This is a genomic window from Frankia sp. AgPm24, assembly GCF_023243055.1.
Taxonomy (GTDB): Bacteria; Actinomycetota; Actinomycetes; order Frankiales; family Frankiaceae; genus Frankia; species Frankia umida.
Map to the genome: position 1 here is coordinate 57838 of NZ_JALKFW010000186.1, position 22750 is coordinate 80587.

At 70.2% G+C, this 22750-nt stretch carries 21 protein-coding genes; 7 read left to right on the plus strand and 14 right to left on the minus strand.

Going from position 1 to position 22750, the window contains the following annotated elements; genetic code table 11:
* Positions 1-51 precede the first annotated feature (51 nt).
* Positions 52-393, minus strand: a complete 342-nt coding sequence (locus MXD61_RS14000; RefSeq protein ID WP_248813483.1) for a hypothetical protein — start codon at positions 391-393, stop codon at positions 52-54.
* A gap of 611 nt (positions 394-1004) precedes the next feature.
* Between MXD61_RS14000 and MXD61_RS28490 the strand changes: the two genes are divergently transcribed.
* Positions 1005-2276, plus strand: coding sequence for a DUF2993 domain-containing protein (locus tag MXD61_RS28490; protein ID WP_248813485.1), 1272 nt, complete (start codon positions 1005-1007; stop codon positions 2274-2276).
* Here MXD61_RS28490 and MXD61_RS14010 read toward each other — a convergent pair.
* The 10 genes from MXD61_RS14010 to MXD61_RS14055 form a co-directional block, all read right to left on the minus strand.
* Complete coding sequence (locus MXD61_RS14010) at positions 2257-3123, minus strand: LLM class flavin-dependent oxidoreductase (RefSeq protein WP_248813486.1); 867 nt, start codon at positions 3121-3123, stop codon at positions 2257-2259. The two genes, MXD61_RS28490 and MXD61_RS14010, sit on opposite strands and share 20 nt — an antisense overlap.
* 60 nt (positions 3124-3183) lie before the next feature.
* Entirely contained in the window at positions 3184-3933 is a 750-nt protein-coding gene (locus MXD61_RS14015) for an enoyl-CoA hydratase/isomerase family protein (RefSeq protein WP_248813487.1), read from the minus strand.
* Positions 3934-4133: 200 nt separating this feature from the next.
* A complete protein-coding gene (locus tag MXD61_RS14020) occupies positions 4134-4577 on the minus strand; it encodes a nitroreductase family deazaflavin-dependent oxidoreductase (protein ID WP_248813488.1) in 444 nt (147 codons plus the stop codon).
* A gap of 36 nt (positions 4578-4613) precedes the next feature.
* Entirely contained in the window at positions 4614-5852 is a 1239-nt protein-coding gene (locus MXD61_RS14025; protein WP_248813489.1) for a cytochrome P450, read from the minus strand.
* Between the two features lie 191 nt (positions 5853-6043).
* Entirely contained in the window at positions 6044-6301 is a 258-nt protein-coding gene (locus MXD61_RS14030; RefSeq protein ID WP_248813490.1) for a ferredoxin, read from the minus strand.
* 4 nt (positions 6302-6305) lie between these two features.
* Positions 6306-7526, minus strand: coding sequence for an amidohydrolase family protein (locus MXD61_RS14035; RefSeq protein ID WP_248813491.1), 1221 nt, complete (start codon positions 7524-7526; stop codon positions 6306-6308).
* Positions 7527-7629: 103 nt separating this feature from the next.
* Complete coding sequence (locus MXD61_RS14040) at positions 7630-9099, minus strand: aldehyde dehydrogenase family protein (RefSeq protein WP_248813493.1); 1470 nt, start codon at positions 9097-9099, stop codon at positions 7630-7632.
* Positions 9100-9193: 94 nt separating this feature from the next.
* On the minus strand, positions 9194-10399 hold the full coding sequence (locus tag MXD61_RS14045) for a thiolase family protein (RefSeq protein ID WP_248813496.1): 1206 nt from the start codon (positions 10397-10399) through the stop codon (positions 9194-9196).
* Complete coding sequence (locus tag MXD61_RS14050) at positions 10396-10914, minus strand: Zn-ribbon domain-containing OB-fold protein (protein WP_248813498.1); 519 nt, start codon at positions 10912-10914, stop codon at positions 10396-10398. Before MXD61_RS14050 ends, MXD61_RS14045 begins: the two co-directional genes overlap by 4 nt.
* A complete protein-coding gene (locus tag MXD61_RS14055) occupies positions 10911-12119 on the minus strand; it encodes a CaiB/BaiF CoA-transferase family protein (RefSeq protein WP_248813500.1) in 1209 nt (402 codons plus the stop codon). The genes MXD61_RS14050 and MXD61_RS14055 overlap by 4 nt, the downstream gene beginning before the upstream one ends.
* A 463-nt stretch (positions 12120-12582) precedes the next feature.
* On the opposite strand from MXD61_RS14055, the gene MXD61_RS14060 reads away from it, so the two are divergent.
* The 3 genes from MXD61_RS14060 (at position 12583) to MXD61_RS14070 (ending at position 16634) form a co-directional block, all read left to right on the plus strand.
* Positions 12583-13650, plus strand: a complete 1068-nt coding sequence (locus MXD61_RS14060) for a phosphotransferase (protein WP_248813502.1) — start codon at positions 12583-12585, stop codon at positions 13648-13650.
* A gap of 116 nt (positions 13651-13766) precedes the next feature.
* Positions 13767-15422, plus strand: a complete 1656-nt coding sequence (locus MXD61_RS14065) for an AMP-binding protein (protein WP_248813504.1) — start codon at positions 13767-13769, stop codon at positions 15420-15422.
* A gap of 309 nt (positions 15423-15731) precedes the next feature.
* Positions 15732-16634, plus strand: a complete 903-nt coding sequence (locus MXD61_RS14070; protein WP_248813506.1) for an IclR family transcriptional regulator — start codon at positions 15732-15734, stop codon at positions 16632-16634.
* A gap of 53 nt (positions 16635-16687) precedes the next feature.
* On the opposite strand, the gene MXD61_RS14075 is transcribed toward MXD61_RS14070, so the two are convergent.
* Positions 16688-17284: a TetR/AcrR family transcriptional regulator gene (locus MXD61_RS14075; RefSeq protein WP_248813508.1), complete on the minus strand. Its 597-nt coding sequence runs from the start codon at positions 17282-17284 to the stop codon at positions 16688-16690.
* Positions 17285-17582: 298 nt separating this feature from the next.
* On the opposite strand from MXD61_RS14075, the gene MXD61_RS14080 reads away from it, so the two are divergent.
* The 3 genes from MXD61_RS14080 to MXD61_RS14090 are packed head-to-tail and all read left to right on the plus strand — an operon-like array spanning position 17583 to position 20643.
* Complete coding sequence (locus MXD61_RS14080; RefSeq protein WP_248813511.1) at positions 17583-18782, plus strand: acyl-CoA dehydrogenase family protein; 1200 nt, start codon at positions 17583-17585, stop codon at positions 18780-18782.
* 5 nt (positions 18783-18787) lie between these two features.
* A complete protein-coding gene (locus tag MXD61_RS14085) occupies positions 18788-19849 on the plus strand; it encodes a phosphotransferase family protein (protein WP_248813512.1) in 1062 nt (353 codons plus the stop codon).
* Entirely contained in the window at positions 19846-20643 is a 798-nt protein-coding gene (locus MXD61_RS14090) for an SDR family NAD(P)-dependent oxidoreductase (RefSeq protein WP_248813513.1), read from the plus strand. The genes MXD61_RS14085 and MXD61_RS14090 overlap by 4 nt, the downstream gene beginning before the upstream one ends.
* 82 nt (positions 20644-20725) lie before the next feature.
* Here the strand turns inward: MXD61_RS14090 and MXD61_RS14095 are convergent, their stop codons facing one another.
* Both MXD61_RS14095 and fabG read right to left on the minus strand, forming a co-directional pair.
* The gene (locus MXD61_RS14095; RefSeq protein WP_248813514.1) at positions 20726-21910 is read right to left on the minus strand and encodes an acetyl-CoA C-acyltransferase; all 1185 of its coding nucleotides are present in this window, start codon (positions 21908-21910) and stop codon (positions 20726-20728) included.
* A 70-nt stretch (positions 21911-21980) separates the two neighbouring features.
* Positions 21981-22739, minus strand: a complete 759-nt coding sequence (gene fabG, locus MXD61_RS14100) for a 3-oxoacyl-ACP reductase FabG (protein WP_248813515.1) — start codon at positions 22737-22739, stop codon at positions 21981-21983.
* Positions 22740-22750: the final 11 nt, after the last annotated feature.

A 22750-nucleotide genomic window follows, 5' to 3' on the forward strand; every position in this document is an offset into this window, starting at 1 on the left:
CGCTGATGCCTCCGCGGCCGGCCGAAGCGCCGGCCTGACGAACCAGGGATGTCAGCTCGCCGCCACGGGCTCCTCGACGGGCTGGTCGAACGCGCCCCGATCGAGGGCCCGCTGCATCGCCTCCATGCAGGAAACCAGCGCGGCGGCCGGGTTCAGCTCGAGGATCTCCGTCGGCTCCGGGTAGATCAGGACGTGCCCGGCCGGGAAGAAGTAGGCCTCACCGGCCACCGCGACCTCATCCGGCCAGTCCGAGCCCGGGTAGACCGCGCGGATGGACCCGCTGAAGACATAACCGTAGTGCGGACACTGACAGACACCGCCCGGAAGGCCCCCGATCTTGTAGAGGTCCGTGCAGTCAAGGGGTTCTTCGACCTTCGTGTGGCCGACCTCCATGTCGCCCCACTGCTCCGACTTGAACGATGGTCCGGCGACCGGCCAACGGAGGTGACCCGGCTTTAGTTCACTCGGCTTGGAGTGCGGCACGGAAATGTCCTTTCAGTATGGCACCCAGAGCGACCCGGACCCTGCGAACACATCGTCAGCAGAATTGGCGGCACCTATGTCGGCGCATGATGGATGCGACCGCGACGCAATGCCTGTCAGTCACGGCTTCGCAGCGTCGAAGATCTGACGCGTAGTGCCATCAGTATGGCTCGGGCATCGTGGGAGGCTGAAATTGGAACGGCTAACCGGGATTAACTTCATCACTTTCCCCGGAAACTGTCAACCTGGGCGGACCGCCCGCACTGATGCGTCTCGGCGCTCATCCACCGCGCTGCTCGCCGGGTGATTGGTCCGCTACCAGAGGAGATCCATCATCTACCCGGACCGCCCCGAGTGGAGCCGCCCGCCCCGTGCGCCGCAGGCTTGCTCCGCGTGGTGCCGCGGACGCTGTCGGTGTCACTCGCCCTGCGCGTCCAGAGGCCGTGACGACGGCCGCGCCGGAGGCCGAGAGATGATCCGAGGGGCGGAGCGCGGGGCGTCAGAGCTGGAGGGTGCGGGACGTGGATGCTGGGCAGGCACGGACGCCGGGAGACGCCTGGGACGACCCGCCTGACCCCGCGGGTTCTTCGGACGTGCCACCGCCCTGGTCACGGGGCTACGACCACTCCCGGCCGGCGGATCCCGGCGAGACTCATCCGGTCCGATCCGGCGACACCAGGCGGTCTGGATCGGACGATGTCGAGTGGTCAGAGCCGAGCGATGATCTGCCAGCCGGCTACGGCGGTGCTTCGCCGGGCCGGTACGCCGAACCAGCTCCGACGGCGAACCTCGCCGGGCCCGTGCCCACCGCGGTCGAGGGTGGCTGGCGTGGACGACTCGGCCAGCTCGGTGCGCGCCTGGGCCATCACGGCTCGGACGGCGGTGGGACGAACGGCGGTGGGACGTCCGAGGGCGGCGGGGGAGGTTGGACGCTGCACGCGTCGCGGCGGCGGGTGCTGTCGATCGTGTTGCCGATCGCGCTGATCCTGCAGTTCGTGGTGGTGGACCGGGTCAGCGTCCAGCTGGTCGAGCATGAGATGGCCCGGCAGATCCGCTCCGGGGTGGTGGCCGGCATGCCCTGCGGGACACGGCCACCGACGGTGCGCGACGTCAGCATCGGGGGCTTCCCGTTCCTCACCCAGGTGCTCACCGGGACCTTCAGCGATCTTGGTATGACCCTGACCGACATGCCGACACCCGGCCCGCGGATCGAGGCGATCAGCGCCCGGTTGCAGGGTGTGCACGTCCCGATCCTCAAGCTGGCCACCGGCGGGGATGGCGAGATCACGGTCGACCGGATGCGGGCGGCCGTACGGATGACCTACGCCGACCTGAACACCTACCTGGCCACCCAGCCCGGCAGGATCCACATCACCGCGGTGGACGGCGGTAGTCGGCTGGAGATCTCGGCGACGGTGGAGGTCCCGCTGCTGGGAACCCAGCAGGTCGCCGGAATCGTCACCTTCGCGGTACACAACAACCAGCTGACACTGGTCCCCAGTCAGATCTCGCTGAAGGGGATCGTGAACCTCACCATCCCGCTCGGCTTCCTCGCCGGCGCCCTGGCGGCCCTGCCCATCCCCCTGGGTGATCTTCCGTTCAATCTGATCATCACCATGGCCGAGACCGACGCGACCGGACTGTCGGTCTCGGCCACGGCCAGCGACGTCACCCTGCCCTCGATGGAGCAGGCCGAACAGCAGTGCACCCAGGCCCAGGGCCCGGCGCGGAGTGGGCGGGCTGGCGCGGAGCGGAGCGGGGCGGCTGGCGCGGCTAGCGCAGCGCGGGGATGACGGACGCGCCGAAGGCGGCCAGGGTGGCGGGGTCGGCGAAGTCGCAGAACCAGGCGTAGACCCGTTCGACACCCCGCTCACGCAGGCCACCGAAGAAGTCGACGAGTTCGGCGGGGGAGCCGACGACCACGCCGTTGGTGCCGAACCGGCGGGTCGCGGTCGCGGTCACCCGCTCCCGGTCGGCCTCGGTGTGCACCAGGGCGACCATGTGCTGCAGGGACACCCGGGCCCTGCCGGCACGTGGGCGCATCTCGTCGAACCGGTCGAGGATGCCGACGTGGACGTTCCACCAGTCGGCGTACTCGGCCACGAGCTCCATCGTCCGCGGGCCGGCGCCGCCGACGGTGATCGGGATGTGGCCGAGCGGGGCGGGCGCCTGTCGGGCGCCGCGCAGCTGGAAGAACTCGCCGTCGTAGTCGACCGGACCGCCCATCCACAGGGCGCGCAGGATCTCAAGGGTCTCCCGGAGCCGGCGTACCCGGGCCCGTGGTTCGGTCGGCGTCACCCCGTAGGTGGTGAACTCGCCGCCGCGTGACCCCCAGCCGATGCCGAGTTCGTAGCGCCCGGCGGACAGATGGTCGAGGCTGACGGTCTCCTGGGCGAGCATGACCGGATGGCGGAACGCGTCACACAACACCAGCGAGCCGAGCGTGAGCCGGGTGGTCTGCGCGGCCAGCCAGGCATTGGTGACGGCCGCACCGAACATCGGCTGGTCCTCGGCCAGGGGTGGGGCCAGATGGTCCATCCCGGCGATGCCGTCGAAGCCCGCGGCCTCCGCGGCCCGTGCCCGCTCGGCGAGCCGGTCCGGGGTCAACCGCATCTGCGGCAGGTACAGATGGAACTCCACGGCGATCCCTCCGTCAACGTGCCAGTCGGGCCCGTGGGACGGGCCCCCGCGGCGGGCCGGTCAGCTCTTCGCGGCCAGACCGGCGGTGCGGGCGGCGACGGCGGCCTGGGCGGCGGTGTTCGACGTCCAGTTGTCGACGAAGGTGGCGGACAGATCCCCGAAGCGAGACACGTCCTGCGCCGCGACAAGGCGCCGCACACGGACATGCTCGCGTACGGCGGGCTGCGGGTTGTCCAGGATCAGGCGGGCCAGCGCCGTCGCCTCCCGCACGTGCTCACCGTCCTCGACCAGACGGGTCACGAAGCCCGCGTCCAGGCCCTCCGCGGCGGTGAACATCCGGCCGGTGAGGCACACCTCGTTGGCGAACGCCGCCTTGCCGAGCCGGGGGACGAACGAGGCCATCGGTAGACCGATCTTGATCTCGACCACCTGGAAGAGGGTGTTGCGCGCGGCGACGATCGCGTCGCAGAACAACGCGGTCCCCAGTGCATGACCCAGGCAGTAACCGTGCGTCGCGGCGATGACCGGCTTCCAGTTCACGGTGTTCAGGAAGGCCTCGCGCTCGTGCGCCCGGCCGCCGGTGCTGCCCTCCTCCATCGAGCGCTGCAGCCGGTCCTTCACGTCCCCGCCGCTGGAGAACGACCGCCCCTGGCCGAACAGGATGCCGATCTGCGCGTCATCGTCCTGGTCGAGGCGCTCCAGGGCGCTGATCAGGCCCAGGACATCCTCGTCCCGCAGGGCGTTGTGCTTTTCGGGCCGGTTGAACGAGAGATAGGCGATTCCGTCCGTAACCTCGTAACCCACCGTCACCGAAATAGTCCTTTCGTCACTGCCGGACCCCTGCCATCGGATCTCCGCCGCTGGACGGCTGTCAAATGAAATTGACATCGATGTCGACATTGGCCAACCTAGCCGTTCCCGGACGCCCCCGCAACGGAACCCGCCCTCGTCACGCCCACCAGCGGCGGGTGTGACGAGGGCGGGACAAGGCGGGACGTGGACGTGACGTCCTAGCCGCGGGGCGTCAGGACCACAACCGGAATCGGCCGCGTGGTGCGCGTCTGGTAGACGTGGTAGTTCGGCCACGCGGCGGAGACGATCTCCCACAGCCGCGGCTTCTCCTGCTCGGAGGCGGCGCGACCGAGGACCGGGATGGTCTGGTCCAGTACCTGGACCTCGGCCTTCGGGTCGGCCTCCAGGTTCAGGAACCACAGCGGGTGCGTGGGCGCACCGCCCTGGGAGGCCACCACCAGGAAGTCGTCGCCGTCCTTGGCGAAGATCAGCGGAGTGGTCCGCGGCTGTCCCGACTTGCGGCCCGTCGTGGTGAGCAGCAGGATCGTGACGCCGTTCCAGATGTAGCCGACCTCGCCGTTGGTCTCACGGTAACGGGCGACATGCTCGGCGTTGAGCAGGGTGGCATCCGGCGCGGTGTAGCCGGGTTCTGCAGTCGTCATCTCTGCCTCTTGTCGGTGGGCGGGCTGATCGGGGACCTAGCCGAAGAGCACCGGGATCTCGGTGACCCCGCGCTCGTACATACCGATGAAGCGGGGCGCCTCGGCATCCGGGTCCAGGCGCAGGTTCGGCAGCCGGTCGAGCAGGGCCGAGACGCCCGCGCGGATCTCGGCGCGTGCCACATGCATACCCAGGCAGATGTGCGGGCCACCGCCGAACGCGAACGACGCCCGGGCCTGCCGGGTGATGTCGAACTCGTCCGGGTTGTCCCAGCGGGCCGGGTCGCGGTTCGCCGAGGCCACGTTCAGGTGCAGCACGGCGCCCTTGGGCAGTTCGGCGCCGAAGAACTCGACGTCCTTCGTGACATACCGGGAGAACATCGGGTCCGTGGGCACCCAGCGCAGCGACTCCTCGATGGCCGGGCGCAGCAGCGCCCGGTCCTCGCGGACCCGCGCGAGCACCTCGGGACGCGCCAGCAGGTTCGCCAGCGTGATGCCCATCTGCTTCCAGGTCGTGCCCGACCCGGCGTGCAGCAGCAGCAGCGCGAAGGCGTAGATCTCGCCGTCGGAAAGCTGGTGGGAGACGCCGTCCTCGTCCTGCATGGTCGCCTGGACCAGGATGGAGATCAGGTCGTCCTTCGGCTCCTCGCGGCGCGCGGCGACGATCGGGACCAGCCGCTGGATGACCGCCGCCGAATCCTGCAGCACGGCCCGCAGATCCAGGGCCTCCTCCGGCGGGATACCGAAGCTTCCGGTGATCGTCAGCACCGGAATCGCCGCGCAGAAGTCGACGTTCAGTTCGGCCCGGCCGTCATTGACGAAGTTGTTGATGAGCTCCTGGACCGCTTCCTGGATCCAGTTGATGAGCCACCACTGGGCCTTGGCCGGAACAAAGGACGGCTGCACCAGGCCGCGGTACCGGCGGTGCTGGCTGCCACCCATGTAAATCATGCTGTTCTCGAGCCCGGCGGTTGTCGGGTCGATGGCCGATCCCGACGAGGCGAACGTCTCGGGATCGCGGTAGGCCGCGTCGAGGGCCGCGTAGCTGAAAGCGGTGAAATGCGCGCGGTCGGGCTCGGGAAGGCCCTGGAACATCGCCTCGCCCGGGTAGCCGGTCAGCTTGTGCAGAGTGCCCTCGTGCACCGGCGCGTCTTCCCGCAGCTTCGCCCAGATCGGGTACGGGTCGGCTTCGAAGTCACCGCCCGTCCACACGTTGGCGGCGCTGCGCAGGTCGAAAAGGGCTTTGATCCGCTCGCGGTCCAGGATCGCCGTGGTCATGTCAGCTGCTCACCTCCGGCGACAGCCACTCGCGTAACTTCGCCGCTCGCCTCGTATGTGTGATCAGGGTCGTTGTCTCGGTTGCCGGGATCATCTCGTCACCTGCCGCGTCGACGCTGCCTGGACCGGGACATCGCCGCTGGCGGGCACGACCGTCGGTTCGTCGGCCGTGCCCGCCAGCGGCATCCGGGTCATCCCGCGGTGGAGCCGTGACCTGCCGTGCTCGAAACGTCACCAGTAGCGCCGCCCGTGTCGTCGCCGGGAGCCCAGGTCAGCGCGCCGACCGGACAGGCGTCGACCGCGGTGTCGATCTCCTCGGCCGAGTCGCCCGCCGGGTCGACGATGACGGCCTTGCTCTGCTCGTCATGCGCGAACGTGTTCGGCGCGTAGACGAGACACATGCCACTGCCGAGACACAGCTCTCGGTCGATGACAACGTGGCCCGCCATCGGCTCAGACTCCGCTCGTGACAGTGGCGGCGACGGGCGGCTCGGCCGGGGTGAACCGGTAGAGCCGCTCGGCGTTGCCACGCAGGATCTTGTACTGGAGCGCGTCCGGCAGGTGCTGGATCCGGCTCTGCACGACCTTGATGCTGTCCGGCCAGGTCGTGTCCGAGTGCGGGTAGTCCGTCTCGCACATCAGGTTGTCCTCGGGGATCTCCCCGATGCTCGCGATGCCGTGCGCGTCGTCGATGAAGCAGCCGTACACGTGGTTCGCGAACGTCTCCCGGACGTTGAACGTGTCCAGGTCGAGGTCACCGGCGCCGGCGTGGGTGTCGAAGCGCCCGCCGCGCTTGACCCAGTGACGCTGCTTGTCGACGACCTGCTCGGCGCGCTCGAGGAAGTACGGGATCCAGCCGACTTCACCCTCGGACAGGGCGATCTTCAGCTTCGGGAACCGCTGGAACAGGCCACTGAACAGCCAGGCCAGCATCGTGCCGGAGGTCCGCGAGGCACCCCAGGTCAGGTTCGCCATGAACGGCGCGTCCTTGGCGATCGCCGGCAGCTGCGAGGACGAGCCGACGTGCATCGAGACGACCATCTCGAGCTCGTTGGCCGCGGCCATCACCGGGTCCCAGTAGTGGTTCACGTCGTGGATCGTCGGCAGGCCGAGCGGCTCGGTGTTCTCCGAGAAGGCGAAGGTGGTCGCACCCTTGGCGGCGCAGCGCTCCATCTCCTTGGCGGCCAGGGGCGGGTCCCACATCGGGATGAGGATCAGCGGGATGTAGCGGCCGGGCGCCGCGGCACACCACTCGTCGATCATCCAGTCGTTGTAGTGCTGCAGGCACTCGAACCCGAAGGTACGGTCGCTGGCCTCCATGAACAGCTGCCCGCAGAACCGGGTGATGGTCGGGAAACACAGCGAGGCCAGCACGCCCGCGCGGTCCATGTCCTCGAGCCGGGCCCTGGCGTCGTAACAGCCGGGCCGCATCTCGCTGTAGGGCAGCGGCTCGGGGCTGAACTCCTCCTTCGACTTGCCGACAACCGCCGACAGGCCGGAGCTGGGGAACTTCTTGCCGTCATAGACCCAGAAGTCCATGCCGGAGTCGTCGATCTCCATGTGTGGCGCCCGGTCGCGGTCCTTGGCCGCGACCCGGTCGGTCCACACCGTCGGCGGCTCCAGGACGTGGTCGTCGACGGAGATCAGCCAGTCCAGGTTGAGTTCTGATGCCATTTCCTTGTTCCCTTCCTTGTTTTCTCGGCCGTCGCGCGGCCGGAGTGTGGCCTCTGGCCGGGCTGGCCAGAGCGTTCCCCGGGTGGTTGCCGGCCGAAGCTGGTCAGCCCAGTGAGCCGACGGTGAGGTTCTTGATCTCCTGGAACGCGCGGATGCCGTCCGGCCCGCGTTCCCGGCCAAGACCGCTCTGCTTGTATCCACCGCTGGGGGCGTACGCGTTCAGCCCCCCATTGGCGTTGACATTGACGGCGCCCGCGCGGATGCGGCGGGCCACCGCGGTGGCCGCGGCGACGTCGGCGCCGTAGACCTGGCCGGACAGCCCGTAGATGCTGTCGTTGGCCATCCGGACCGCCTCGTCGACATCGGTGTAGCCGATGATGCCGAGTACCGGGCCGAAGATCTCCTCCTGCGCGGCCGGGTTGGTGTTGTCCGGCAGGTCCAGCACGGTCGGCTCGAAGTAGTAGCCACGCTCCAGGCCCTCGGGACGACGTCCACCGGTGGCGACGGTGGCGCCGTGCTCCTGGGCGAGGGCGACGAACCGCTCGCACCGCTCGCGCTGCCCGGCGCTGATCACCGGGCCGATCATCGTGCCGGCCACCGCCGGGTCTCCGACCTTGAGGTGCTGGTAGGTCGCGCTGACCGCGGCGACGACCTCGGCCTTGCGGTCGGCCGGGACGAACATCCGGGTCGCGGCCACGCAGGCCTGCCCGGCGGTCGCCGCGACCACGGCCGCGCCACCGCGGGCGGCGGCGTCCACCGCGTCCGGTAGATAGATCTGCGCGGACTTGCCACCGAGTTCGAGCGCCACATGCTTCACCGTGGACGCGGCCTGGGCGAGGATCGCCTTGCCGACCGCCGTCGAGCCGGTGAACGACACCAGGTCCACCGCCGGGTGGGTGGTCATGAGTTCCGCGCCGGCCGCACCCGACTCGATCAGCACGCTGAGCACACCCGGGGGCAGCCCGGCCGCCTCGGCCGCCGCGCCGAAGACCAGCGAGGAGATCGGGGTGAGTGGGCTCGGCCGCAGCACCACCGAGTTACCGGCCGCCAGCGCCGGGATGATCTTCTGGATGCCCATGATGATCGCCGCGTTGTACGGGGTGATCGCGGACACCACGCCGACCGGCTCGTAGCGGCGCACGCTCAGCTTCGCCCCGCCGGCGACCAGCTGGTTGACCGGAACCGGGTTGAAGTCCTCCTCTGGCAGCGCCAGATAGAGGTCGAGTGTCTCCCGACCCAGGGTGATACTTCCGTCCACCTGGATGCCCTCAGTGAAGAACCGCGGCAGGCCCGCCTCGGCGATGATCGTGTCGGCCAGCTCCGCACGGGTCGCCACGATCGCGTCGAGGAACACGTTGAGGATCCGGGCCCGCTCCCGGGGCACCAGATCCGCCCACACACCGGAGTCGAAGCTCTGGCGTGCCGCGACGATCGCCCGCTCGAACTCGGCGGCCGGCGCGCTCACCACATCGGTGACCCGCGACTCGTCGGCCGGGTTCTCCACGGCGAAGGCATCGCCACTGTCGATCCACTTCCCGGCGACGTACGACGACGTCTGAGGTATCAGTGCCACCGGCCTCTCCCTTTCCTTCGCTGGATGACGATTGCGGCGTCCCCACCGTGAACCGTGCCTGCTGGACGACCCCGGTGGGGTCGGTCGGGCGGGGTCAGAAGGGATCGACGCTGTAGACGACCGCCCCGCCGTAGTGCGGCGAGGACTGGCAGGCCACGGCCAGCGTGGCCTTGGCCCGCTGCCGGTCGCCGGCTCGGCCGGCCAGCTGCAGGTAGCACTCGAGCATCTGCGGGATGCCGTGCATCCGGCCGTTGCCGAGAGCTCCACCGCCGGAGAGCACCGGCAGCCCGTCGGGCCGGTCGCTGTCGATCCGTCCGTCCTGGACGAAGCGGTGCGCCTCGCCGACCGGGCACAGGCCGAGCGACTCGAGCCAGAACCAGACGAACGGCGAGAACCCGTCGTACATCTGGGGCAGGTCGACCTCGCCCGGCTTCACCCCGGCGTTCTCCCACAGCCGTCGGGCCGTGTCGAGACCGGCGGTCATGATGTCGTCGAGCGGCCAGTGCAACGGCAGCCGGTTGTTGGTCTTCGGCACGGCGTGGGCGTAGCCGGAGACGTACACCGGCCGGTTCGGCCCGTCCACCGCGCGATCCGCCGAGGTCAGGACGAACGCCGCCACCCCGTCGACCGGGATGTCGCAGTCGTAGCGGCAGATCGGGTCGGTGAGGGTGGGTGCGGCGAGGTACTGCTCGGCCGTCAGCGGCTTGCCGTACCAGTAGGACCAGGGAATTCGCGCGCCGTTCTTGCGCGCCTCCACCAGGACCGCGGCCATCGCCTCGCGGGTCGCGCCGTAGCGCTGGAGGTACTCGTTGTACGGCAGGGCGATCATCGCCAGCGGACCGAAGTAGCCGGTCGGCGCGGTCCACTGGGCCGGGCCGCCGAAGGCGTCTGTCGAGCTGGCGTGGTAACTGCCCCTGGGGTTGTGCAGTGACCGGTAGAGCACCACGTAGTCGGCGGCCCCGCTGACGATCGCGTTGACCGCCAGCGCCACCGAGCCGGACACCTGCCCGACGCCCTGGAAGCCGGCCACGTAGCGGGGCGAGGCGCCCAGACGTTCGGCAAGCCAGTTGGTGGTCACGGTGTGCACGCCGTCCTCGATGGTGTGCGAGCCGGCGGACGGGAACAGGGTGGCGGCGACGATCCCGTCGACCTGCGCCGGGGTGAGCCCCGCGTCGGCGATCGCCTCCCGGACGATGTCGACGGTAAGCGCCCCCAGCGGGCGTGGGTTGTGCCGCTGTACGACGCTGTGCGCGTAGCCGACGACGGCGACCTTGTTGCTGGAGGTCATTCTGCCGCTCATGCGTCCTCCCGCGGGTCCGAGCCGCCCACGCTGTTCGCGAGGACGAAGGCGGGGATCGAGACACCGTCCGCGATGTCCTCGAAGGCCACGCGGACGGGCGTTCCCAGTCGCACGGGGCTGTCCGGGCCGTCGAGGAGCCGCCCGATCATCCGTAACTCCTTCTGCTCGTCCAGCTCGACGTCGACAAGCAGGTAGGGCAGTTCGGCGTTGAAGCCCGGCAGGAACGACTGCCGGACGACCGTCCAGGACCGGATTCGGCCCCGGCCGCTCACCGGCTCGAACACGAACTCCGGATCGGTGCTGTCGCAGTGCGGGCACACCTGGTCCGGCGGGATCGTGAGCGACCGGCACCGGGCGCAGCGGGCGGCCGTGAGCACGTGGCGGGCTGTCGCAGCCCAGAAGGGAGCGGACTGCTCGTCCGGCACCGGTACCGGTCGCGGGGAGACCGCGGCGGGCGTGCCGGCGCCGGCGGGCCCTGTGGCGCCCGCCGTACCTGCCGTACCCGCCGGGGTCACGGCAGTGCTCCCGCGTCCTTGAGGTCGGAGATCTCTTCCCAGCTGTACCCGAGCTCGAGCAGCACCGACTCGGTGTGCTCGCCGTGCTCCGGCGCGCGGTGCAGCTCGGGTGGCAGGTTGTCGAACTGCACCGGGACGGTTGGCAGGGTGTACTTCAGCCCGTCCTCGTCCACCTCGCCGATGTAGTCGTTGGCGAGCACCTGCGGGTCGGTCAGCAGCTCCTCGACGGCCTGGACCGGCGCCCACGGGGCGTCGATCCCCGCGAGCAGCTCCTTCCACTCGGCGTAGGTGCGCTTGGCGAACTCCTCGTCCAGCACCGCGATGCACTCCGTGCGGTTCTTCCCGCGGGCGGCGAGATCGACGAACCGCGGGTCCTCGATCAGGTCCGGCCGGTCGATCAGGCGGCAGAAGTCCGGCCAGTAGCGGTCCGGCTGCAGGAACACCAGCTGGATGTGCCGGCCATCGCTGGTGCGGTAGCTGCTGACCAGCGGGTTGGGCATCTGCTCGCGGCTGGACATCGCCCGTGGCCGCTGGCCCTGCATCGCCGAGAGCAGGTCCGAGGACAGGGTCCACATCGCCATGCCGAGCAGGGAGACGTCGACGACCGAGCCCCTGCCGGTGCGCTCGCGGCGCAGCAGCGCCGCGGCCATCCCGAACGCCAGCGCCATCGCCCCGTTGCGGTCACCCATCGCGCCGCGCTGGCCGATCGGCTGGTCGCGGTCGGCGGGGGTCAGGACGTGGGCGAGCCCGCCCCGGGCGAAGAACGCCGAGGAGTCGTAGCCGGGCAGACCGGCATCGGGCCCGCGGGAGCCGTAGCCGTTGCCGCGGGCGTAGACCAGCCGGGGGAAGCGCTCGGTGAGGCTCTCGGCGTCCAGACCGAGCCGCTCGAGCGCCCCGGGGCGGAAGTTGGTCAGGAACACGTCGGCGGTCTCGAGGAGCCGCTCGAGGATGGCGCGGCCCCGCTCGTTGCGCAGGTCGAGGGCGACCGAACGCTTACCCCGGTTGGCCAGCGCCAGCGAGAGGTTCACCCCGCCGGCATCCGAGCCGATGCCCTGTGTGGCGAGCGCCCGGTACGGGTCGCCCTCGGGGCGCTCGACCCGGATGACGTCCGCACCCCAGTCCGCCAACAGCGCGCCGGCCACAGGGACGAAGACCCACTGCGCCAGCTCGACGACGCGTAAGCCCTCGAATGCACCCTGGTCCACTGTGACTTCTCCTCCCAGCGGGCGACTGCCCGCGGACTGCGTCTGCCACCACTGTCACGCGCCACCGCTGTCACATGCCACCAGAGCCGGCGGATGCACGCGGGCCACCCCGCACCGAACACCTGCTGGCGACCGCCAGGACAGGCCGGTACCTGCATCAGTGGCTACCTGTGTCAGCCGGCACCTGCTAGCATTTCAACAGCTTTGCGGAAATCGTAGCAACAAGCCGTGTCATGCGCCAGTGGGACGGTCGTAATTATGTGACCGGCAGCACCGACTCCAGTCGATATTGCTGCGCGTGTCCAGTTGACTTCCTGATGCGATCCCATCGAAAGTCTTCGCCCTGTTTGCCCGATTTAGGCGCTGGGATGCGACCCGGATCACGACGAAGCCTGGCAAGGGGGCGATGGGGGCGCTAACATGCCATCGTCAGCGCTATAATGCTAGCATTCCGAGGTGACGGATGAGCTTAAGCAGCGAACGCATCGTGCCGATCCCCACCGAGCTGGCGGAGCTGCAGTCGCCACAGTGGCTGAACACGGCTCTTGCCGAGCGCTTTCCGGGCGTGCGGATCACCAAGGTCACGCCTGGTCCGATCGTCAGCCGGGTCTCCACCAACGCCCGCTTCGAGATCGAGGCGGCGGGCGGCCTTCCCGAGGGCCTGTCCGCTCATCTGTGCGGCAAGGGCTACTTCACCGAGGGCGGTGCGGCCGCCCGCGCGGTCGGGGCCTTCGAGGTCTACTTCTATCGTGACCTGGCGCATGCCACCGGCGTGCGTACCCTGAACAGCCTGTATGCGGATGTCGATCCGCGGACCCACGACAGCGTGGTCATCACCGAGGATGTCGTCGCCCAGGGCGCCCGTTTCCTCGACCCGACCAGCGAGTACGGCCCGGAACGGGTCGCCGAGAGCCTCGCGCAGCTCGCCCGGCTGCACGCCGCCACCTGGCTGAGCCCCAAGATCGCGGACACGCCGTGGCTGGCGCCGCGGCTGCACACTCTCTGCGGCCTGATGAGCGCCGAGGTGATCCGGAAGATCAACTTCGAGACCGAGGTCGGTGCAGGCGTCCCGGCCGAGGTGCGCGACGCCGACCGGCTCGTGGCGGCCTACCGGGCGCTGGCCGACCAGACCGCCGCCGCTCCGGTCTGGTCGGTGATCCACGGCGACGCGCACGTCGGCAATCTGTACCTCGAGGCGGACGGTCGTCCGGCCCTGTTGGACTGGCAGCTCACCCAGCGCGGTCCCTGGTACCTGGACGTGGGCTACCACCTGGGGTCGACGCTGTCCCCCGGGGAGCGTCGGACCCACGAGAAGGACCTGCTGCGCCACTATCTCGACGAACTGCGTGCCGGTGGGGTCGAACCGCCCGCCTGGGACGCCGCCTGGCGCGATCTGCGCGGCGGCATCCTGCACGGTTTCTACCTGTGGGGGATCACGCAGATCGTGCGGCCCGAGGTACGCGCCGAACTGCTGCACCGCCTGGGCAGCGCCGCGGCGGACCATGACGTGTTCGCCCTTGTCGGCCTCTGACATCCGGCAGCCGTAGTCCGCGGCCCGTAGTCCGCGGTACGCGATCCACCGGCCACCGAGCCGTCACTGTCGAACTGCGTTGACCACTGTCGAACTGCGTTGACGAGGAAGCTGCTGTGTCAGACAAGCCCAGGTCAGAAAAGCAATGGGTCACCCGTGACGTTCCGGCTCACCTGGCGGAACGGTACCGGGCGGACGGTCTGTGGGGCGACGTCCCGATGGGCGTACGGATCGAAGACGCGCTGCGCGAACACGGTGATCAGATTCTGCGGGTCCACTCCCTGGAACGGCCCTGGGAGGGCACGTTCCGTGAGCTGCGGGCCCGCGCTCTGGCGGTGGCCGGCGGCCTGCGGGCCCGCGGGGTGGGACCGGGCGACGCGGTCGCCTTCCAGCTGCCCAACTGGGTCGAGGGGGCCGTCGCGTTCTACGCGACCGCCTTCCTCGGCGCCACAGTCGTCCCGATCGTGCACTTCTACGGGGCGAAGGAGGTGGCGTTCATCCTGCGTCGCACCGAGGCCGCCGCCTTCGTCACGGCGGCCCGCTTCGGCCGGCGCACCTACCTGGACGACCTCGGTGAGGTCGTCACGGACCTGCCGTCGCTGCGGGTGCTGGCCGTGGTCGGCGCGAGTGACGCGGAGCTGCCGGCCGGCGCCGTGGCGTTCGAGGAGCTCGAGGCGTCCGAGCCCCTGGCCGGGGCAGCCCAGGTGGACCCGGACTCCCCGGCCATCATCGCCTTCACCTCGGGCACGACCTCGCAGCCCAAGGGCGTCATCCACTCGCACAACACCATCTGCTTCGAGGCCGACCAGCTGCGCGCCATGAACTCCGGTGGCGGCCTGAACAACCTCACCGGCACGCCCATCGGTCACTTCATGGGCATGCTGGCCGCCCTGCAGATGCCGGTGCTGGGCGGCACCGAGGTCAACATGATCGACGTCTGGGACCCGAAGCGGGTGCTGGAGATCGTGCTGCGCCACAAGCTGGCCACCGGTGCCGGCTCCACGTACTTTCTCGGCAGCCTGCTCGACCATCCCGACCTCACTCCCGAGCACATGCGCTACCTCGCCTACGTGGGGCTTGGCGGTGCGGCGGTGCCCGAGGCGTTCTCGGACCGGGCGACCGCGGCCGGTACCTCGGTGGTCCGCATGTACGGCTCGACCGAGCACCCGTCGATCACCGGCAGTCGTCACGAGGACGACAAGCGCTCCCGGCTCTACACCGACGGCCGGCCGCTGGCCGGGGTGGAGATCAGACTGCTGGACGACGCGGGCGAGCCGACCGAGGTCGGGGTGCCGGGGGAGATCTGGTCGCGAGGGCCCGACCTGTGCCTGGGCTACACCGACGCGACCATCAACCTGACGGCGTTCGACGATGACGGCTGGTACCGCACCGAGGACGTCGGCGTCCTCGACGACCAGGGCTGCCTGACGATCACGGACCGCAAGAAGGACATCATCATCCGGGGCGGCGAGAACATCAGTGCCGCCGAGGTCGAGGAGCTCATTCTCAAGGTCGCGCCGGAGGTGCTCGAGGTCGCGGTCGTCGCCGTACCCGACGAGCGGTTCGGCGAGAAGGCCTGCGCGGTGCTGCGGCTGGCCGCGGACGCGACCGTGCCGACACCGACGGTGCTGCGGGAGCGTCTCATCGAGGGTGGCCTCGGCCGGCAGAAGACACCGGAGTACGTCCAGGCCGTCGAGGACTTTCCCCGGACGTCCACCGGAAAGATCATCAAGGCGACCCTGCGGCGCGAGGCCGCGACCCGCCTGACCTGACCGCGTGCGCGGCTCGCCCCCGGTGGCCCTGGGCGGGGCCCGGGAGCACCGGGGGTTGCCGGTCCGGTCGCGGGCCCGCCCGTTCGGGTTGCTCCTCCGGGCTGCGATTCGACTGCGTAACGCAGTCCTTCCCTGGCCGCGCGGCGTCCAGGTGAACGTTGTGTGCCGAATGAATACCAGAAGTCAGCATTTTGCACCGACGGTAGTGGATCGTGGCGGAGAGGCGGCCAAAGTGATGCTAGTATATGGGCGTCCTGTTTGAAATACTAGCGAAACCCGTCGTGCCCACACCATCCCCTGGGGATGAACATGCCGATCAACCCGTCCCCGGCCGTTCTGCGCGCCGGCCAGCTGCTGTGGCTCATGGCACGGCGGCCCTCCGAGTCCTACTCGGTCTCGGAGCTGGCCAGGTCCGTGGGCATTCCGCGGGCCACCTGCGACTCCATTCTGCAGGCCCTGGCCGAGCACGGTCTCGTGGTTCGTCGCGAGCCGGGGCTGCGCTACGAGCTGGGCGCGTTCTGCATCGCGCTGGGTGACGTCACCCGGGTGATCAACCCGACGTTGAGCGCGGCCAGCCGGGAGGCGGAGGATCTCGCCCAGAAACTCGGTGCCTGCGTGGCCGTGTCGGCCCGGGCGGGGACCGAGACCCGGGTGATGTCGGTGTCCGACTGGGGCCCGCCGCTGGGCCTGCGCCCCCGGCCCGGCCAGTCGATGCCCCTGGTGCCGCCGTTCGGGGCGGTACTCGTCGCCTGGAGCGAGGCCGACTCCGTCGCCTGGCTCTCCCGCGTCGATGACACCCTGCCCGGCGGCCAGATGCGGATCTGGGAGGACGCCCTACAGGCCATCCGGGCCCGGGGCTACAGCATCACTGTCGCCAGCGGCCAGATTCCCGACTTCTCCACCGGTTTCTCGCTGATGGACGCGGCCCCCGATGTGAGCGCCGCCCGTCGCAAGCAGGAGGAACTGGTCGACCTGATGCAGCACTCCGAGTACCTGATTCCGGTGCCCGAGGCCAGTGACGAGGTCAGTGGGCGGGTGACCCAGATCTCCGCACCCGTGCTCGACCTCGCCGGCAAGGTCGTCGCCGCCCTGATGCTGCTCGGTCCGAGCTACGACCTCAGCAGCCGCGAGATGCATGCGCTGGGCCGCCAGGTCGCCGAAGCCGCCCAGCGTGCCAGCAAGGCAACCGGTAGCGGCCCGGCCGGCGTCTGAGCGGCACCGTGACCGCCTGACACCGTGACCGCCTGACACCGTGACCATCGAACTCAGCGCGCGCCGACCAGGCGCAGTGCGAACTGGCCGTACTGCCAGACCACCGCGTCCTCGCCCGGTTCACCGCCGTCGCGGAACCACACGGCCACTCCCATGCCGAGATCGAGAATGGCGTAGGAGGCCAGCCGCGCGGACGTCACATCGAAGCGCCCGGCCTGGATACCGGTCTCGATCAGATCCCGGAAACAGCGCTCGTACTCCGAACGCAGCGTCAGGACCCGGGCCCGCCCCGGCGCGACCAGGCTGCGGATCTCCCGATTGCCGATGAACGCCTCCCGCCGGTGCCGCGCGTGGTAGCGCACATGCGCCTCGGTGGCCCGGCGCAGCCGCTCGACCGGATCGTCCTGCGCGGTGCCGGCGAGACCGGCGAGCGCGGACCGGTGCGCGCCCAGCAGTTCCGTCATCGTCCGCGTCATGATCTGGGCCAGGATGTCCTGCTTGGACGCCACATGCCGGTACAGGCTGGGCCCGCGTACCCCGATGGCGGCGCCGATGTCCGCCATCGTGGTCGCCTCGTAGCCGAGGCGGGTGAACAGGTCGAGCGCGGCGGCCAGGATCTCCCCGGAACGCTCCGAGCCGGTCCGGCCCATCCGTCCCCCTCCCGATCCCCCCGCGCCCGGCGCCCGGCGGCCGGCGTGACCGCCTGAACGTCGATGCGGATGCCCATCCGGCGTCCAGCGGCCACCCACGGCGTCCAATGGCCACCGGCAGCTGCCAAGGCCGCTAACGGTCGCTAGCCAGGTGATGTTCTCGTGGCCTTCCGATCCTAGCCCGCACCTGTTGCGAGGGATGGATACCCCTTCTAGAATTACGCTAACGACCATTAGCTAAACGCGGCCGGTATCGGTCGCCATCAGCTGCCAGCAACGCCGCTCCGGTGGAGACCTGATGACCATTGACCTCGCCCCCGAGCCGTTCGTCGCCGATCTGGCCCAGCGCACCGCCGCGTTCGTCCGCGACGTGGTGCTGCCGCTCGAGGCCCGCGACGGCGTCGTCGCCCCCACGCCGGAGCGGCGCCGTGAGCTGCAGGACGCCGCCCGCGCGGCCGGGGTGTTCGCCCCGCACGTCAGCGCCGAGTACGGCGGTCACGGGTTGGACATGCGCGGGCGCGCCACCGTGTTCGAGGAGGCCGGCTACGCCCTGCTCGGCCCGCTGGCGCTGAACATCGCCGCGCCCGACGAGGGCAACATGCACATGCTCGAGATCGTCGCGACCGACGAGCAGAAGGAGCGGTACCTGCGGCCGCTGGCCACCGGGGAGATCCGCTCCTGCTTCGCGATGACCGAACCCGCCCCCGGCGCCGGCTCCGACCCGCGGGCGCTGCTCACCCGTGCCGAGCGGATCGACGGCGGCTGGCGGATCAACGGCCGCAAGTGGTTCATCACCGGCGCGGACGGCGCCGGCTTCACGATCTGCATGGCGCGTACCTCCGGTGAGCCCGGGGTCGCCACCGGCGGCGCGACGATGTTCCTGGTCGACGCCGACAATCCAGGCATGAAGATCATCCGGCACATCGAGACGCTGGACGAGACGCTGTTCGGCGGCCACTGCGAGCTGGTCTTCGACAACTGCGAGGTGCCCGACTCCGCCGTCCTCGGCGAGGTGGACGAGGGCTTCCGCTACGCCCAGGTGCGCCTGGGTCCCGCCCGGATGACGCACTGCATGCGCTGGTTGGGCATCGCGAAGCACGCCCGCGACATCGCCGTGCGCCGGGCGAACGAGCGGGAGATGTTCGGCTCGCGCCTGGTCGAGCTCGGCATGATCCAGCAGATGATCGCCGACAACGAGATCGACATCGCCGCCTCCCGTGGGCTGATCAACCAGGCCTGTTGGGAGCTCGACCAGGGTCGCTCCGGCGCCCAGTCGACCGCGATCGCCAAGACGTTCTGCGCCGAGGCGATCTACCGGGTCGTCGACCGCTCGCTGCAGATCTGCGGCGCGCTCGGCGTCTCCGGCGATGTCCCGCTGAGTCGTTTCCTGCGTGAGGTCCGGCCGTTCCGCATCTACGACGGTCCGTCCGAGACCCACCGCTGGGCGATCGCCCGCCGCGTCGCCCGCCACGCCGCCACGTCCGGTGCCGGTCGGTGAGCGGCGTGACCGAGAACCGCGCCACCGGAGTCGAGGGACTCGATCTGCCCGCGCTCGAGGCGTATTTCGCCGAGCGGGTCGAGGGCTTCACCGGGCCGTTGTCGGCGAGGCTGCTCTCGGGCGGCCGGTCCAACCTGACCTACCTGCTCACCGCGGGCGAGTACCGCTGGGTGCTGCGCCGCCCGCCGCTCGGTGGGCTCACCCCGTCCGCCCACGACATGCTGCGGGAGTACCGGATCGTCTCGGCGCTCGCCGACAGCGGCGTGCCGGTGGCCCGGGCGGTGGCGTCCAGCGACGCGACCGGCCCACTCGGCGTGCAGTTCGCGGTCGTCGAGTTCGTCGACGGCTCGGTGATCCGCACCGAGGAGGAGCTCGCCGCGCTCGACCAGGCCCAGGTGGACGCCTGCGCGTTCGCGCTCGTCGACGTGCTCGCCCGGCTGCACGCCGTCGACCCCGCCGCGGTGGGCCTGGCCGACTTCGGCCGGCCGCAGGGTTATCTCACCCGCCAGGTCCGTCGGTGGTACGACCAGTGGCAGCGGGTCCGTACCGCCGAACTGCCCGATGTGGACGCGCTGCACGCCCGACTCGCCGAACTCTGCCCGGTCGAGTCCGGCGCGTCGATCGTGCACGGAGACTTCCGCATCGACAACGTCATCCTCGATCCGGCCGACCCGACCGACATCCGCGCCGTCGTCGACTGGGAGATGGCCGCCCTCGGTGACCCGCTCGCGGACCTCGGTCTGCACCTGGCCTACGCCGATCCGGCGTTCGCCCCGGTACTCGCCGGCTCCGCCGCCGCCACCAGCCCGCGGATGCCCGCCGCCGACGCCCTGATCGACCGGTACGTCGCCGCCACCGGCCGCGGCCTCGGCGTGTTCTCCTTCTACCTCGGCCTGGCCTACTTCAAGATCGCGGTGATCGCGGAGGGCATTCACGCCCGTCACCTGCAGGGCCTCACCCGCGGCGAAGGCTTCGACCGGGTCGGTGAGGCCACCGCCCCGCTCGCCGCCGCCGGCCTGCAGGCCCTGGCGGACCGTACCTACGACGGAAAGGCGGTCCCGGCATGAGCGGTGACAGCCCCGCCACCGGAGTCGGTGGCGTGCTCGATCTGTTTCGGCTCGACGGCCGGGTCGCCGTCGTCACCGGCGCGAGCTCCGGGCTCGGCGCCCGGTTCGCCCGGATTCTCGCCGAGGCCGGCGCCGACGTGGTGCTGGCGGCCCGCCGCGCCGACCGGCTGCGCGAGGTCGCGGCCACGGTCGCCGAGACCACCGGACGGCGCACCCTCGCCGTCGAGACCGACATCGCCGACCCCGACGCCTGCACGGCCCTCGCCGACGCGGCCTTCGCCGAGTTCGGCCGGATCGACATCCTGATCAACAACGCCGGCATCGGCACCGCCGTCCCCGCCTCGCGGGAGAAGCCCGACGAGTTCCGCCGGGTCATCGACATCAACCTCAACGGCGCCTACTGGGCCGCCCAGGCCTGTGCCCGGCACATGCGCCCCGGCTCGTCCATCATCAATATCGCGAGCGTGCTGGGTCTGGTCAAGTCGTACACCCCGCAGGCCGCCTACAGCGCGAGCAAGTCCGGTCTGATCGGCCTCACCCGCGACCTTGCCCAGCAGTGGTCCGACCGCAAGGGCATCCGCGTCAACGCCATCGCCCCCGGCTACTTCGAGACCGAACTGACCGCGGACGTCCCCCGCGAGACCCTGACCGCGTTCATCACCAACACCGGCATCCTGCCTCGCATCGGCGAGTCCCACGAACTCGACGCCGCCGTGATCTTCCTCGCGGCACCCGGCTCGTCCTACGTCACCGGCATCACGCTGGCCGTCGACGGCGGCATGTCCTGCCACTGACCGCGCGGCTCGTCCCACCGACCGCGCGGCCTGTCGAGCCGGGCGGGCGCGGTCAGTGGGACGGGGTCTCAGCCGGACGGGATCAGAGCCGTTCGATCAGGGACGCGGTGCCCAGGCCGCCGCCGCAGCACATGGTGATCAGGCCGTAGCGACCGCCGGTGCGCTCGAGCTCGTGCAGGGCACGGGTCAGCAGGATGCCGCCGGACGCGCCGAGCGGATGGCCGAACGGGATGGCGCCCCCGTTGGGGTTGACCTTGTCCAGGTCGGCGCCGAGCTCCTTGCGCCAGGCCAGCACGACCGACGCGAACGCCTCGTTGACCTCGAACACGTCGATGTCGTCGATGGTCAGGCCGGTCTCGGCGAGCAGCTTGCGGGTGGACGGGATCGGCCCGGTGAGCATCGTCACCGGGTCACAGCCGACCAGCACCGAGTGGACCAGCCGGGCGCGGGCGGGCAGGCCGAGCTGCTGCGCGCGGTCGGCGCTGGTGAGCAGGATCGCCGAGGCGCCGTCGGCGAACTGGGACGACGTGCCCGCGGTGTGCCGGCTGCCGCCGGGACGGTCGGGCATGTTCGTCTTCAGCTTGGCCAGACCCTCGAGGGTGGTGGGCCGCAGCGCCTCGTCCATGGTGAACGGCTTGTGGCCGACGACGGTGCCCTCGTCGTCGGTGACCGGCGCCGAGACGGGGACGATCTGACCGGTGAAACGGCCTTCGGCGACGGCGACGGCCGCGCGCCGCTGGGCGAGCAGCGCGTAGGCATCGAGATCGTCACGGGTGATGTTCCACTGCTCGGCGATGCGCTCCGCGCCCTCGAACTGGGTGGTCACCTCGTAGTGTTCGCGGAACCGCTCGCCCCGCCCGGTGCCGAAGGGCACGTCGACACTGGCGTTGATCGGCACCTGGTTCATCGACTCGATACCGCCGACGACCGCGATGTCGATCAGTCCCGAGCCGACCAGCGCGTGCGCCAGCGTGGTCGCCTGGTGCGACGACCCGCACTGGGCCTGCACGGTGGAACCGCCGACCTCCAGGGGCAGGCCGGCACCGAGCCAGGCGTTACGGGCGATGTTCGCCGCCTGCTGGCCGACCTGGCTGACGCAGCCGACGACGAGCTGCCCGACGAGCGCCGGGTCGAGGCCGGTGCGGTCGATCAGCCCGCGAAGCACATCCCCGAGCAGATCCGGTGCCTGGACGTCCTTGAGTGAACCCTTGCGCTTGCCGATCGCCGACCGGCAGGCATCCACGACCACGACCTCGGTGCCCGTCATCACTCCACCTCGTTAGCTGCTGCGGTGTTAGCTGCTGCGGTGTTGGCCGCTGTGGTGTTGGCCGGACGGGTCAGTTGCGCGGGCCGCCGGCGACGTAGATGACCTGGCCGGAGACGTACCCGGCACCCTCGCTGACCAGGAACGACACGGTGTGCGCGATGTCGTCGGGGACACCGACGCGGGCGACCGGGATCGACTTGGCCCGCTCGATCTTGTACTCGTCCCAGTCCTTGCCGAGGCGCTCGGCGGTCGCCTTCGTCATCTCGGACGCGATGAAGCCGGGGGCGACCGAGTTGGCGGTGACGCCGAACTTGCCCAGTTCGAGGGCGATCGTCTTGGTGAAACCCTGGATGCCGGCCTTGGCGGCGGCGTAGTTCGCCTGGCCGCGGTTTCCCAGCGCCGACGTGCTGGACAGGTTCACGATCCGGCCGTACCTGGCCTCGACCATGTACTTCTGCACCTCACGGGTCATCAGGAACGCGCCACGCAGGTGGACGGCGAGCACCAGGTCCCACTCGGCCTCGGGCATCTTGAAGATGAGGTTGTCGCGGGTGATACCGGCGTTGTTCACCAGCACGGTGGGCGGGCCGAGCTCACTGGCCACCCGGGCGACGACGGCGCTGACCTGCGCGGCGTCACTGATGTCCGCGACGGCGGCCAGCGCCTGGCCACCCTCGGCGACGATGCTGTCGGCCACTTCCTTGGCGCCGGCCTCGTCCAGGTCAAGCAGGGCGACGGCGAAGCCATCGGTGGCGAGCCGGCGGGCCGTGGCAGCGCCAAGCCCCCGGGCCGCCCCGGTCACGATCGCGACACGTCGGGTTTCGCTCATCAGCATCTCCT